We start from the raw sequence: 13,902 nt of genomic DNA on the forward strand, positions 1-13,902 counted from the left end.
CAATGAGGCAGAAAGCCGTGCAGTGCGGCCGGCAGACGCGGAGCCGGCAGAGCGGGCGCGCGCGGGGGTGTCGGGTCAGGCGGTGCTGGCGGGTTCGCCGTCGGTCGGGGCGGCGGTGGGGTGGGTGTCCGTGCGGCTGGGCTTGACCGGGGGCGGCGGGGTGCTCGCCCAGCGCACCAGGGCGACCACCGCCCAGCCGGCGGCCAGACACCACGGCAGCCGGGTCACGACGTCGTCGGCGGTGAAGTCGCCGCGCAGTGCCAGCAGGAGGACCGGGACGGCCAGCACGAAGCCGGTCACCACGACGTCCGGCCGGAACGGGCTGATCATGCGTCCATCTCCTCCAGGCGCTCGCACAGCAGCGAGGCCCAGCGGTGGGCGGTGGCGCGGGCGCCGTCGACCAGCGCGACCGGCACGTCCACGTGACCGAGCACGGAGGCCGGGTCGGAGGTAGCGTCGGTGTCCTGCACGATCACGGCGTCGACGCGGGGCAGCGCCTCCAGCCACGGCACGAGGTCCTCGGGCTTGCGGGTGGAGTCCATGACCGCCCACACGGTGGCCGGGTTCCACACCGAGAGCATGTGCTCCAGCCACGGACCGCCGGAGGTCCGCAGCGGGGCGTCGACGGCGACGATGGTGACGGTGTCGGTCGTGACGGTGCGGCGGCGCTCGAGGGCGGTCTCCAGCGAGGTGATGCGGCTGGTGGCCTGGGCCATGCCGGCGAGCGCACCGGCGGCGGCCCACTGCACGTCCTCGGGCTCCAGGCGCAGCGACAGCGCGAGCGAGCGGGCCGCGGCGAAGGTCTCCGCGCCCGGGCCGACGACCATGATCACGTCGCCGGGCTCGGCCACCACGTAGGGCGCGGGGGCCAGGTGCTGGGTGAGCGTCCGGGTCAGCGCCGCGTAGACCCCGCGGGCGGCGGCGTCGGCGGAGAAGTCCGGGCCGAGCATGACGTCGGGGACGCCGAGGGTCAGCAGCTGGAGCTCGAGCTCCTCCGGGCCGGTCATCGCGAAGGGGGCCAGCGCGGTGGACGGCGCCGGGACCAGCCGGGTGACGGTGGCCAGCTTGGTGCCGGTCCCCTCCGCGGAGGGCCGGGCGGTCGCCGGACGGGACGCCGAGGCGATGGACACCGGGGCGATGGACACCGGGGCGGTCGCCTGGTGCGGACGGCCGGTCACCGCGGGCCGGGTGGCGGCGGGGACCGGGGGCCGGCCGCGGCGCACCGGGGGGACGCCGGGACGCCCCAGCAGCGCCGGGCGGTCCGAGCCGCCGGACGCCTGCGGCGGCATGAGGGACAGCCGCGGGAGGACCATGGTCGCGTCCAGGGGCAGCGGTGCCGGGTCGCTGGCGGTCCGGGCCAGCGTCACCGGGACGGCGGACCGCTGCTGCTCGGGCGTGTGGGCGTCCACGTGGCGGACCTCCTCGGCCGGGGACTCGTCGACGACGACGGCGTCCACGACCATGGTCTGGGCAGCGGCCACCTGGGCGGCGCGCTGGGCGACGCGGGCGTCGCTGGCGTAGGCGGTGCCGCGCTGGGCGGTGACCCGGTGGGAACCGGTGTCGTAGGCGCTGGGCACGGTGGTGGCGCAGGCCCACGGCTCGGGGACGTCGCGGACGCGGTCCTCGGCGAGGGCGTCGGGGAACCGGTGGCGCCCGCGGCCGGAACCGTTGGCCGCCAGCACCTCCTCGAGCAGGTCGGCGAGCTCCTGGTCGGCGGTGCGCACCGACTCGACCATCGACAGCGCCGGCAGCTCCGCCTCGACACGCGCGGCCAGGGCCGCCTCCACGCGAGCAGCCTGGATGCGCGCTGCCTCGACACGAGCGGCCTCGATGCGGACGGCCTCGGCGGCCTCCGCCTCGGCCCGCAGTCGGGCGGCCTCGACGCGCACGGCCTCGAGGTGAGCAGCTTCGAGGCGGACGGCCTCGATGCGGACGGCCTCGAGTCGGGCGGCCTGGATGCGGGCTGCCTCGATCCGGACGGCCTCGGCCTCGGCCTCACGGCGAGCTGCCTCGGCGGCCGCCTCGGCCTGGAGACGCGCCGCCTCGATGCGGGCGGCCTCGGCGGCCTCCGCTTCGGCCCGCAGCCGGGCGGCCTCGATGCGGACGGCCTCGGCACGCGCGGCCTCGATGCGGGCGGCCTCGGCGGCCTCCGCCTCGGCCTGGCGGCGAGCAGCCTCAGCAGCCTGGGCCTCGGCCTGGAGCCGGGCGGCCTCGAGACGCTCGGCCTCGACCCGGGCAGCCTCCAACCGAGCAGCCTCGACGCGGGCAGCTTCGACACGAGCGGCTTCGATGCGGGCGGCCTCGGCGGCCTCCGCCTCGGCCTGCACCCGTGCAGCCTCCAGACGCTCGGCCTCGACGCTCTCGGCCTCCAGGCGAGCAGCCTCGACCCGGGCAGCCTCCAGCCGGGCGGCCTCGAGCCGGGCGGCCTCGAGCCGGGCGGCCTCGATGCGGGCGGCCTCGGCGGCCTCCGCCTCGGCCTGCAGCCGGGCGGCCTCGACGCGGGCAGCCTCCAGCCGAGCAGCCTCGGCACGGGCGGCTTCGGCACGGGCGGCCTCGAGCCGGGCGGCCTCCTCGGCCTCGGCCTGCACCTGGGCAGCCTCCGCCGCGACGGCGGCAGCAGCGGCGGCCTCGGCGGCGGCGCGGGTCCGGGCGGCCTCGGTGCGGGCAGCGTCCACGCGGGCGGACTCCACGCGGGCGGACTCCATGGCAGCGGCCTGGGCCTGCTGGCGTGCGGCCTCGGCGGCGGCCTCGACCCGGGCAGCGGCGGTCCGGGCGGCCCCGGCAGCGGCTGCCTCGACGGCGGCGGCCTCGGCGAGGGCGGCGGACTCCTCGGCGGCCGCGGCCTCGGCGGCCACCTCCGCGGCTGCCTCGGCGGCGGCCTGGACGGGGCTGGAGGCCACCATCCGGGTGAGCGCGGCGGCGAAGGGGGAGGGGCGCGCGGGCTCCTCGACGGCCGGCTCGGCCGCCGCGCGCGGGGCGCGCAGCTCCTCGGCCGACAGCATCAGGCTCGCCTTGGCGGGGGCGAACGGCTTGGGCTCGGCGGCACCGCGCCGGCCGGCAGCGGCAGCGGCAGCGGCAGTCCGGCCCGGGGAGCGGGGTGCGGACCGGACCGGTGCCGGCTCGTCGATCCACTCGTCGACCCACTCGGGGGTGGCGGCGCGGGCGGCGGCGACGGCGCGGGCCGGGGTGGCGACCCGGTCGGTGGCGATCCGGTCGGCGGCGATCCGGTCGGCGGCGAGGGCGCGGGCGGTCACCGGGCGGCGGGCCGGCTCGGCCGGGGCGGCGGTGGCGCCGGCCCGGTCGTACAGCGCGACCTCCGGTGCCTGCGGGGCGGCCGCACCGAGCAGCTCGGCGAGCTCGGTCATCCGGTCGTCCAGGGACGGCGCGGCGGCCGGTCGGGGGGGGCGGGCGGCGGCCTGGGGCAGGCCGGACGCGGCGGGGGCACCGGCGTCCGTGGCCTTGGGGACCTCCACCTCGGCGATGAACCGCTCGTTGGTGAAGAAGCCGAACATCCCGCCGGAACGGATGCGACGCACCCCGACGACGCGGGCCGACGGCCCGAACTGCTCTCGCGCGGCGGCGATGGCCTCGTCACGCGTGGCGGCCTCAACGGACTGCGTAGGCACCGCTCACCACTCCCAGGGACTCGATCTGTGCTGTGCGGGACACCTCGTTGTAGGAGATGACCGACAGCCGGGGCAGGACCTGGCGGACCAGGCGGGACAGTGCAGCGCGGACCTGCGGGGAGCAGACCAGCACGGGGGAGAGGTTGAGCCGTTCGGCGTCCTCGAGGAGGTCGGTGCAGCCGCGGACCAGGACGTCGACGGTGTTGCCGTCGAGCGCCAGCACCTGACCGCCCTCGGTCTGCCGCACCGACTCCAGGAGCCGCTGCTCGAACGAGGGGTCCAGGGTGATCACGTGCAGCCGCTCGTCCTCGGTGACGTAGGGGTGGCTGATCGCCGCACCCAGCGCGTTGCGCACGGCCTCGACCAGGCCGTCGAGGTCGGTGGAGACCTTGGCCCGCAGCGAGAGCGCCTCGAAGATGCGCACCAGGTCGCGGATGGAGACGTTCTCCTCCAGCAGCGCCTGGAGCACCTGCTGCACCTGGCCGAGGCTGAGCAGCGCGGGGGTGAGCTCGTCGGCGACGGCCGGGTGCGAGCGGCGGACCATCTCCACCAGCACCTTGACGTCCTCGCGGCCCAGCAGGGCGGAGGCGTTCTGCCGGACGACCTCGGCGAGGTGCGTGGTGATGACCGAGGACCGGTCGACCACCGTCGCGCCGGCCATCTCGGCCTGCCGCTGCAGCTCGGCGGGCACCCACTTGGCGGCCAGCCCGAAGACCGGCTCGCGGGTGGCCTTGCCGGGCAGCCCGTCGAGGTGGTCGCCGATGGCGAGCACGGTGCCGGCGGGCGAGGAGCCCTTGGCCGCCGGGACGCCGTTGAGCCAGATCACGTACTGCGAGGCGGGCAGGTCGAGGTTGTCGCGGGTGCGGACCAGCGGGATGACCAGGCCGGTCTCCATGGCGACCTTGCGGCGCAGCGCCTTGACGCGGTCCAGCAGGTCACCGCCCCGGGCGGTGTCGACCAGCTCGACGAGGTCGAAGGCGACCTCGAGCTCCAGCGGGTCGACCCGCATGCGGTCGGCGATGGCCTCGGGGGAGTCCGGCTGCGCCTCGGCGGCCTCGGCCGCGTCGGGCGTGGCCTCGTCCTCGTCGGTCTCGGGCTTCTCCGTCAGCCTGCTGGCGGCGAGGAGGAAGACCCCGCCGATGAGCAGGAACGGCAGCTTGGGCAGGCCGGGGATCAGGACCAGTGCGATCGAGGCGATGCCGGCGATCCGCACCGGCTGCTTGTTGCGGCCCAGCTGGGCGAGCAGGTCGCTGCCCATGTCGCCCTGGGCTGCCGAGCGGGTGACGATCAGGCCGGTCGCGGTGGAGATGAGCAGCGCGGGGATCTGGGAGACCAGGCCGTCGCCGACGCTGAGCAGCGAGTAGGTGGAGACCGCCTCGCCGGGGGACATGCCCTTCTGCATGACCCCGATGGCGAACCCGCCGATCAGGTTGATCAGGGTCACGATGATGGCAGCGATGGCGTCGCCCTTGACGAACTTGCTGGCACCGTCCATCGAGCCGTAGAAGTCGGCCTCGGCGGTGACCTCGGTCCGGCGCCTGCGCGCCTGCGCCTCGTTGATCAGGCCGGCGTTGAGGTCGGCGTCGATGGCCATCTGCTTGCCGGGCATCGCGTCGAGGGTGAAGCGGGCCCCGACCTCGGCGACGCGGCCGGCACCGTTGGTGATGACGACGAACTGGATGATCGTCAGGATGATGAAGATGACCAGGCCGACGATCAGCGAGCCGCCGATCACGAAGTGACCGAAGGCCTCGATGACCTTGCCGGCGTAGCCGTCGCTGAGCACCAGGCGGGTGGAGGAGACGTTCAGCGCCAGCCGCAGCAGGGTGGCGATGAGCACCAGCGAGGGGAAGATCGCGAAGTCCAGCGGCCGCTTGATGTTCATCGACACCAGCAGGATCAGCAGCGACGCGGCGATGTTGAAGCCCAGGAGCAGGTCCAGGAGCGGGGCCGGCAGCGGGACGACGAGCATCAGCACGATCGACACGACGCCGACGGGCACGGCTGCCTTGGTCAGCTTGCCCACGAGACCTCGTTCCTGTGCGGATGGCGTTCCGGCGCTGAGGTGGTGCGCCGGTGCGCGCCTCAGGGACCTTCTCGGCAGCCGTGGGAACGGTCCGTACCGCTGTGCCGTGCGCGGGCAGCCCGCTGGCCCCGCTGGTCACATCCGCCCCCGGCGACGCAGCGGGAGGGTGTGGGCGGGGTGGGTGGGACCGGTGGGTTCAACGGCGGCGGCCCGCCTTGGGCAGGTCGGCGACGGCGGGGGCCTCGAAGCCGGGGCGGTGGATGCCGCCGCGCACCCCCTTGGCGGACAGGTGCATGACGAAGGCCAGCACCCGGGCGACGGCGGTGAACAGCTGGGCGGGCACCTCCTGGCCGATCTCGCAGGACCCGTGCAGGGCCCGGGCCAGCGGGATGTCCTGCACCATCGGCACCCGGCACTCCTCGGCCCGGGCGCGGAGCTTCGCCGCCACCTCGCCGGCGCCCTTGGCGACCACGCGGGGAGCGCCGCGGAGCGGGTCGTACTTTAGCGCCACCGCGACGTGCGTGGGGTTGACCAGCAGGACGTCGGCGTCGGCGACCTCGGACATCATCCGGTTGCGCGACATCGCCATCTGGGTCGCCCGTCGCTGGGCCTTCACGTGCGGGTCGCCCTCGGACTGCTTGTGCTCCTGCTTGATCTCGGCGTGGCTCATCTTGAGCTGCTTCATCATCTTCTTGCGGACGACGACGTAGTCGGCGATCGCGATGGCCAGGCCGGTGATGCCGACGACCCGGAACATCAGCACCGCCGAGTCGCCGAAGGTGCGGGTGACCTCCGACAGCGGGAGGGCGCCGGAGGCGGCGACCAGCTCCTGCGCCTTGTCGGAGGTGACGACGATGACGACGGTCAGCGCGATCGTCTTGATGATCGCCTTGGCCGCCTCCCACAGGCCCTGGGTGCCGAACATCCGCTTGATCCCCGGGAAGGGGTTCAGCTTCTTCAGCGTCGGCTTCATGCTCTTGGTCGCGAAGGTGACCCCGCCCTGGGCCGCCGAGGACAGCGTGCCGATCAGCATCATGGTCAGTGCCGTGGGCAGCAGGGCGAGCAGGAAGACGCTCAGCGCCTGGCCGAGCAGTGCCGAGATGGCGGCCGGCTCGGGGTTGCCGGCGATGGCGCCGATCTGGACGAACAGGGTCTGGACCTCGCCGAAGCCCCGCTCGACCATCATCGGCAGCAGCACGCTGGCCGCCGCCGTCCCCAGCCAGGTGCCCAGCTCCTGGGTGCGGGGGATCTGGCCTTCCTTGCGGGCCTTCTTGAGCTTCTCGGGTGTCGGCTTCTCTGTCTTCTCACCGCCCGGTCCGTCCTTGGACATCAGTCACCTCCTCTCAGGTGGTCGAGCACGTCAGCCGCTGCGCAGCGAGGTGATGGCCTCGAGCGCGGTGTCCATCAGGCCGTCGAGGGCGGGGGGCAGGAGCGGGAAGGTCAGCCCGAGCATGGTCAGGGTGATCATGATCTTGACCGGGAACCCGAGCGAGAAGATGTTCAGCGCGGGGGCGGCCTTGGACAGCAGCGCCAGGGCGACGTCGGCCAGCATCAGGACGGCGACCATCGGCCCGGCGATCTGCAGGGCGGCCAGGAACATCATCGAGAACGCGGTCAGCATCATCGGCCCGAGCTGTTCGGCCGGCAGCGAGCCGCCGAGGGGGAGCCCCTGGTAGGACGTGACGAACCCGCGCACCAGCAGCAGGTGCGCGCCGCTGGTGAACAGCAAGGTGATCGCCAGCAGGTAGTGCAGCCGGCCGATCACGCCGTGCGAGCTCAGCGACAGCGGGTCGTAGGCCGGTTGCAGCGAGAAGCCGCCGGTGACGTCGATGAGGTCACCGGCCAGCTGCACGGCGGTGAAGAACACCTGGACGATGAAGCCCAGCGCCGCGCCGATGACCGCCTCGGTGATCGCCGTGACGACCAGGAACCCGGCGGTCACCTCCGGCACGGTGCCGACGATGTGCGGGAAGGCGACCAGCGACAGCGCCAGGGCGAGCGCGGCCTTGGCCGGCTTGGGGATGCTGCCGGAGTTGAACGGCGGTGCCATGACGATGAACCCGGTGGCCCGCGCGCTGGCGAGCAGCAGCGCCGCAAGCGTGGCCGAGGGGACAGACAGGTCCATCGTGACCTCAGGTCCGGCCGAGCAACCGCGGCAGTGACTCGAACAGCTGGTTGGTGAAGGAGACCAGCTCCGCCAGCACCCAGTTGCCGGTCACCAGCAGCGCGATGGCCACCGCGATCATCTTCGGCACGAAGGAGAGGGTCGGTTCCTGGATCTGGGTGGCCGCCTGGAACAGCGAGATCATGAAGCCGACGAGCAACGCGGTCAGCAGGACCGGGGCAGCCACCTTGGCCCCGACGATCATGGTCTTCACGGCGATGTCGGTGACGTCCGCGTCGCTCATGCGTACGACCCCACCAGGGCCGTGGCGATCAGCGACCACCCGTCGACCACCACGAACAGCAGCAGCTTGAACGGCAGCGACACGACCGTCGGCGGGACCATCATCATGCCCATGGCCATCAGTGCGGCGCTGACCAGCATGTCCAGCACCAGGAACGGGATGAACACGACCAGCCCGATGATGAAGGCGCTCTTGAGCTCGGAGAACACGAACGCCGGCACCAGGGTCAGCATGCTCACCGACGCCTCGTCGGCCGGCTTCTCCTCACCCGACAGCCCGATCATCAGCGTGAGCTCGTCGTCGCGGGTGTTGTCCAGCAGGAAGGTCTTCAGCGGCGCCACACCGGTGTCGTAGGCGGCCGAGGCCGAGATGGAGCCGTCGAGGTAGGGCTGCACGGCGACCTCGTTGATGTCGCCGAACACCGGCCCCATCACGAAGATCGTCAGGAACAGCGCGATCCCGGTCAGCACCTGGTTCGGCGGCGAGGTGGGCAGGCCGAGCGCGTTGCGGGTCAGCGCCAGCACCACGAGGATCTTGGTGAACGAGGTCACCAGCAGCAGCGCGGACGGCGCGATCGACAGCACGGTGATCGCCAGGATCAGGGTGACCGCGCTGCTGGGGCTGTCCCCGCCGATCGAGATGTCCAGCCCGCCGCCGTCGACGACCGGGGCGACCGGAGCGCTCGGCGCCACCGGTGCCACCGGGGCGGCCAGGGCGGGTCCGGCGAGCATGAACAGGGCGCCGGTGACGGCCAGCATCAGCAGCGGCATCAGCCAGCCGAGGCGACGGAGGCGGTGGCCGGCGACCGGCATGCGCAGGGACGTGGCCATCAGTGACGCACCGTCCGCTCGCGCAGCTCCTGTACGACCGACGTCCAGGTGCCCTTGTCCAGGACCGAGCCGGCCAGCGCGCTCGGGCCCGAGGGCACCGGGATGCGCCGGGTCATCGGCACGGGCTCGCCGTCCGCGGTGACCTCGGCCGGCCCGAGTTGGGCGGCCAGCGCGGCCTGCAGCTCCTCGTCCTCGACCTCGGCCAGCAGGGTGACCTGCTCCTCGGTCGAGCCGACGACCAGCACCCGGCCGGCCACGCGCAGCACCGAGACGGTGCTGGCGCGGCCCATCCGCTGCCGGGCGACGACCTCGATGACGCCGGTGGCGCCGCCGAGTCCGCGCTTCTTCGCCAGCTTGCTCGCGTAGAGCAGGACCGCGGCGATGAAGCCGAGGCACAGCACCAGGCGGATCACCATCCAGGTCATGCGCCCGGCGCCCCGTACTCGCCGGAGTCGGTCACGATCTCGCTGATCCGCAGTCCGAAGTCCTCGTCGACGACGACGATCTCGCCGCGGGCGATGAGCGTGCCGTTGACCAGCAGGTCGGCCGGTGCGCCGGCGGCCCGGTCCAGCTCGATGACCTCACCGGGGTGCAGCGAGAGCAGCTCGGCGACCGTCATCCGGGTGCGGCCGATCTCGACGGTGACCTCCATGGCCACGTTGCGCAGCAGGTCCAGGCTGCCGCGCCGCTCGCGCGGGCGGGGCAGGGTGACCTGCAGGGCGAGGGTCGCGCAGATCTCGCTGCCCTGCAGCAGCGGGACGGCGAGGAAGACGCCCTTGTCGCGCAGGCCGTCCAGCGCCGGGACGACGTCCTCGACCCGCTCGGCGGCGACCCGGACCTTGCCCAGGGCCGCGGCGGCGGCCTCGAGCGCGGGGCGCAGCGCGGTCGCGACGTCCATGGCGCCGACGGGGGAGTTGGTCAGCGCGCTGACGATCTCCTCCGAGAGCACCAGCACGATGTCGCCGCTGACCTCACCGCCCAGTGCGGCGGTGACGGCCGCGCCGGGGGCCAGCGGCAGCGGGACCGCGTCCGGGTCGGCGACGGTGTCCCCGGCGCGCAGGTCCAGCTCGGCGGGCATGGCTGCCGCCGCGGCCTGCGCGGCGGCGGAGACCGCGGCGGCGATGGTGTCGGAGTCGGACGGGGTGGTGAAGGCGGTGGTCATCTGTGGTCCTGTTCGCCGGTGCCGGTCTCGGGGACGATCTCGGCGGCCAGACGGCGCCGGTGGTTGCTGGGGAGTGCCTGGGCGAAGACGACGTCGTTGGTCGTGACCTCCAGCGGGGTGTCCTGCGAGTGCCGGAGCAGCAGGACGTCGCCCTCGGCCAGCGACAGCAGGTCGCCGGAGGGCACCACGATCGGGTTGAACCGCACGCTGACGTCGACGGGCACGTCGTTGAGCCGCTCGGTCAGCGCCTCGAACGCGCGCTGCCGCTTGTGCCGCGCGGACTCCGACAGCTGCGGGGACGCCGCGTTGGTCAGCGCCGGCGCGAAGGCGGCGAAGGGGAGCACGAGGGTGGCCTCGGGCTCGCGCTCGCCGATGCGCAGGCTGTAGGTGCCGACCATGACCGTCTCGGACCCCGAGGCGGCCTGGGCCAGCTGGGGGTTGTACTCGACACCGTCGATGACCGGCTGCAGCGGCGTGATGTGCGCGAAGGCCTCGGCCAGCTCGCCGAGCAGGCGGTCGAGGAGGTGGCCGGTGATGGCGCTCTCCATGCCGGTCATCGGCCGGACGGGCTGCTCGCCCTCGCCGGACCCGCCGAGCATGTGGTCGACGATCGCCATCGCCGTCTCCAGCGGATAGGCCAGCAGGCCCTTGCCGGGCAGCGGCTCCAGGGTGAAGACGGCGAGGAAGTAGGACGGCGGCAGGGTGGCGATGTAGTCGTCGTAGGAGAACTGCTCGATGCCGACGAGCTCCATCCGGGCCCCGGTGCGCAGCATCGAGGTGAGGGTGGTGGTCGCCTGGCGGGCGAAGTTCTCCTGCGCGATCTGCAGGATGCGGACGTGCTCACGGGAGAGCTTCGTCGGGCGTCGGAAGTCGTACGTGCGCGGTACGCGACGGCGCGAGCGCCCCTGGCCCTCCGGGCTCCGGGGGGCAGGGACGCTGGGCGCGTCGGCCGCGATGTCGGACAGGCTCACGCATGTCCTCATCGGCGGGGCCCGGGGGGACCCTGACCGCCGGGGACCAGCCGGCGCCGGAGAACCGGCACCGGCTGGTACGGGAGCGCCCGGGTGGGGACGCTGGGGGTGGAGCGTCAGGAGAGGTGCGGGTCGGCCTCCTCGCAGGGTCCCGGCACGAGCCTGCGAGTGTCGGGGGGCGAGGAGGTCCTTCTACTGGGTGACGTACTCCGTGTACCAGAGCTCGTAGACATTCCCGTGGTAGGCCTCGATGACCGCCGCCTCGAAGGCGGCCTTCATCGCCTCCCGGTTGTTCTGCACGTCGGCCAGTGCGGCGCCGGAGAACTGCGAGATCGCGATGTCCATCGCCTTCGAGCCGTCCGGGGTGCCCCCTGCGCCGTGTCCGCCGGCGGCGGCCTCCTCGTCGTAGGCGAGGGAGAACTGCAGCGTGAAGCCGAGCTTCAGGTAGCTGCCCCCGGCGAGGTTGATCGCCACCGGGTCGACGGCGAGCACCACGGTGCCGGCCTCGGGGGCCGGCTCGGCCTCGGCCTCACCACTCCCGCTGAAGACGAAGAAGTACGCCGCTGCACCGATCGCCAGGACGGCGACCAGCGCGATGATCAGCAGCTTCTTCTTGCCGCCCTTCGCGCCCTCCTCGTCCGCGGGTTTGTCGTCCTTCTTGCTCTTGTCCTTGTTCATCCGTGTCCTCCCTCGGAGTCGGTGGTGCCCTGACCGGCGTCAGCGGTGGTGCCGTGACCGGCGTCTTCGGTGGTGCTGACCGTGGTGGCCTCCTGCGTGCCCGCGGCCGGTGCGGCGGCGCCGTCCTGCGCAGCAGCCTCCAGTCCGGGGAGCAGGGCGTTGGCCTCGGGCGAGGCGGTGGACGCCACGACGATGTCGACCCGCCGGTTGACGGTGACGAAGCTGGGGTCGCTGTCGGGGACGAGCGGCCGGGTGCTGCCGTACCCGGCTGCCGACATCCGGTCCTCGGCCACCCCGTCGGCCTCGGACAGGTGTCGCAGCACCGTCGTCGCTCGGATCGCCGAGAGTTCCCAGTTCGACGGCCATGGGCCGTCGTGGGTGACCGGCAGCGAGTTGGCGTGTCCCTCGACCCGCAGCGGGTTGGGCAGTGCGGACAGCTCCGGGGCCAGCGCGTCGAGCACCCTCTTGCCGGCCGGCAGCAGCACGGCGGACTCCGGGTCGAAGAGCACCGGGTCGGAGACCACCCGCACGACCAGGCCCCGCTCGTCGATGGCGAACTCTGCTGCGCCGGCCTGGCCGGCCGCGGCGACTGCGGCCTCCAGGATCTCGCGCGCCCTGGCCAACTGCTCGTAGGCGGCATTCGCCTCGGCAGCGGTCCGCTGCGCCTCCTGAGCGGCGGCCGCCTCGACCGCGGCCGCCTCGGCTGCGGTCTGCGCGGTGCCGTCGATCGCGGCCTCCTGCGCGACCTGGACCGGCTTGAGCGGGCTGTCGTTCTCCGTCGGCGCGTCGATGGCGGCACCGTCGTTGAGGATGGTGACCGGCGCGCCGTCTCCGGTGCGAGCGCCGTCGGCGAAGGCGTTGAACTTCGCGACGTCGATCGAGCTCATCGCGTAGAGCACCACGAACAGCACGAACAGCAGTGTCATCATGTCGAAGCCGGACACGAGCCACCGTTCGTGGTTCTCGTGCTCCTCGTGCTCCTCGTGCTTCTTGGCCCGGCCGCCGCCGTGGCCGCCGTGGGCGCTGCTCCTGCTGCTCTTGCTCATGCCGCGTCGCGTTCCTGCTCACTGGGCGGCACGAGCGAGGTGAGCTTGGCCCGGACGGTGCGCGGGCTGGTGCCGGCCTGGATCTCGGCGATGCCCTCGACCAGCAGCTCCATCTGTGCGGCCTGGAGCGCGCTGACGCGGAGGATCTTGGCGCCCATCGGCAGGAACCAGAAGTTGGCGGCCATGACGCCCCACAGCGTGGCGATGAACGCCGCGGAGACCTTGGGGCCGAGCGACTCGGGGTCCGACAGGCTGCCCATGACGTTCATCAGGCCGACGATGCAGCCCAGGATGCCGATGGTCGGCGCGTAGCCGCCCATGTTGTTCATGAACTTCGCGGCGACCTTGTCCTCGGTCTTCTTGGCCGTGATCTCGCCCTCGAGGATGGTGCGCAGGTCCTCGGGGTCGGTGCCGTCGATGCTCATCTGCAGGCCGCGCTTGAGGAACGGGGACTCGATCTTCTTGACCTCGGCCTCCAGCGCGAGCAGGCCCTCCTTGCGGGCCTTCTCGGCCAGGCTGACCAGGATCTGGATCTGCTCGGTCGTCGACGGGACCTTGCCCGGGATCAGCGCCATCTTGAACCACTGCGGCAGCTTCTTGAGGTCGGCCATCGTCTGGCTGGCCGCGGCCGCCCCGAAGGTCGCGACGATGACCAGGATGATCGCCGGCAGGAAGAGCAGTGCAGCGGGGCTGACGCCCTCCATCGTCATGAAGATGAAGAAGGCGATCAAGGAGATGACGAACCCGATCAGGGTGGCGGGGTCCATGGCTCAGCGCTCGTCTCGGCTCGGGAAGGGCACGACCGAGGCGTTCTCGGGGCCCCGCAGGTCGGTGGTCGGGTGCGGGCGGTGCTCACCGCGGTCCATCTGGAAGGCGACCGCCTGGATGCTCGCCCGGTAGTCGCGGACCTCCCGGACGACCTGGTCGACGGTCTCGGTGACGACGTACTTGGTGTCGTCCCGGAGCGTGACCACGGTGTCGGGGTGGCCCTCCACGCGCTGGATCAGCTCGGCGTTGAGCACGAAGTGCTCACCGTTGAGGCGCGTCAGACGGATCACGGGGGAGCTCCTGGGGTCGGGGGCGACGACTGCCGGTGCGGGCGTCGTCGCCGGCGCACTGGTGTCATCGGGCGGTGGTGCGGGGTGCTTGAGCGGG

At 72.9% G+C, this 13,902-nt stretch carries 14 protein-coding genes; all 14 read right to left on the minus strand.

Annotation, left to right across the window (positions count from 1 at the left end; genetic code table 11):
* Positions 1 to 75 precede the first annotated feature (75 nt).
* Entirely contained in the window at positions 76 to 330 is a 255-nt protein-coding gene (locus tag GCU67_RS12015; RefSeq protein ID WP_163611454.1) for a hypothetical protein, read from the minus strand.
* Positions 327 to 3,626: a hypothetical protein gene (locus tag GCU67_RS12020; protein ID WP_163611455.1), complete on the minus strand. Its 3,300-nt coding sequence runs from the start codon at positions 3,624 to 3,626 to the stop codon at positions 327 to 329. The genes GCU67_RS12015 and GCU67_RS12020 overlap by 4 nt, the downstream gene beginning before the upstream one ends.
* Complete coding sequence (gene flhA / locus GCU67_RS12025) at positions 3,607 to 5,652, minus strand: flagellar biosynthesis protein FlhA (RefSeq protein ID WP_163611456.1); 2,046 nt, start codon at positions 5,650 to 5,652, stop codon at positions 3,607 to 3,609. Before flhA ends, GCU67_RS12020 begins: the two co-directional genes overlap by 20 nt.
* A 196-nt stretch (positions 5,653 to 5,848) precedes the next feature.
* Positions 5,849 to 6,982 carry an EscU/YscU/HrcU family type III secretion system export apparatus switch protein gene (locus tag GCU67_RS12030; protein WP_163611457.1) on the minus strand — a complete coding sequence of 378 codons (1,134 nt, stop codon included), beginning with the start codon at positions 6,980 to 6,982 and terminating at the stop codon, positions 5,849 to 5,851.
* 30 nt (positions 6,983 to 7,012) lie between these two features.
* Positions 7,013 to 7,777 carry a flagellar biosynthetic protein FliR gene (gene fliR, locus GCU67_RS12035; protein WP_163611458.1) on the minus strand — a complete coding sequence of 255 codons (765 nt, stop codon included), beginning with the start codon at positions 7,775 to 7,777 and terminating at the stop codon, positions 7,013 to 7,015.
* Between the two features lie 7 nt (positions 7,778 to 7,784).
* Positions 7,785 to 8,060, minus strand: a complete 276-nt coding sequence (fliQ, locus tag GCU67_RS12040) for a flagellar biosynthesis protein FliQ (RefSeq protein WP_163611459.1) — start codon at positions 8,058 to 8,060, stop codon at positions 7,785 to 7,787.
* The gene (gene fliP / locus GCU67_RS12045; protein WP_246215016.1) at positions 8,057 to 8,890 is read right to left on the minus strand and encodes a flagellar type III secretion system pore protein FliP; all 834 of its coding nucleotides are present in this window, start codon (positions 8,888 to 8,890) and stop codon (positions 8,057 to 8,059) included. The genes fliQ and fliP overlap by 4 nt, the downstream gene beginning before the upstream one ends.
* Complete coding sequence (locus GCU67_RS12050) at positions 8,890 to 9,315, minus strand: FliO/MopB family protein (protein ID WP_163611460.1); 426 nt, start codon at positions 9,313 to 9,315, stop codon at positions 8,890 to 8,892. Before GCU67_RS12050 ends, fliP begins: the two co-directional genes overlap by 1 nt.
* A complete protein-coding gene (gene fliN / locus GCU67_RS12055; protein ID WP_163611461.1) occupies positions 9,312 to 10,052 on the minus strand; it encodes a flagellar motor switch protein FliN in 741 nt (246 codons plus the stop codon). The genes GCU67_RS12050 and fliN overlap by 4 nt, the downstream gene beginning before the upstream one ends.
* Entirely contained in the window at positions 10,049 to 11,023 is a 975-nt protein-coding gene (locus GCU67_RS12060) for a FliM/FliN family flagellar motor switch protein (RefSeq protein WP_163611462.1), read from the minus strand. Before GCU67_RS12060 ends, fliN begins: the two co-directional genes overlap by 4 nt.
* Positions 11,024 to 11,215: 192 nt before the next feature.
* Positions 11,216 to 11,701: a flagellar basal body-associated FliL family protein gene (locus GCU67_RS12065; protein WP_163611463.1), complete on the minus strand. Its 486-nt coding sequence runs from the start codon at positions 11,699 to 11,701 to the stop codon at positions 11,216 to 11,218.
* Positions 11,698 to 12,747 (minus strand): OmpA/MotB family protein, encoded by a 1,050-nt coding sequence (locus GCU67_RS12070; RefSeq protein ID WP_163611464.1) that lies wholly within the window; start codon positions 12,745 to 12,747, stop codon positions 11,698 to 11,700. The genes GCU67_RS12065 and GCU67_RS12070 overlap by 4 nt, the downstream gene beginning before the upstream one ends.
* Positions 12,744 to 13,514, minus strand: a complete 771-nt coding sequence (locus GCU67_RS12075) for a motility protein A (RefSeq protein WP_163611465.1) — start codon at positions 13,512 to 13,514, stop codon at positions 12,744 to 12,746. The genes GCU67_RS12070 and GCU67_RS12075 overlap by 4 nt, the downstream gene beginning before the upstream one ends.
* A gap of 3 nt (positions 13,515 to 13,517) precedes the next feature.
* Positions 13,518 to 13,805 carry a flagellar FlbD family protein gene (locus tag GCU67_RS12080; RefSeq protein WP_163611466.1) on the minus strand — a complete coding sequence of 96 codons (288 nt, stop codon included), beginning with the start codon at positions 13,803 to 13,805 and terminating at the stop codon, positions 13,518 to 13,520.
* Positions 13,806 to 13,902: the final 97 nt, after the last annotated feature.

The sequence above is a fragment of the Modestobacter muralis genome (assembly GCF_010682105.1).
Lineage (GTDB): Bacteria > Actinomycetota > Actinomycetes > Mycobacteriales > Geodermatophilaceae > Modestobacter > Modestobacter muralis.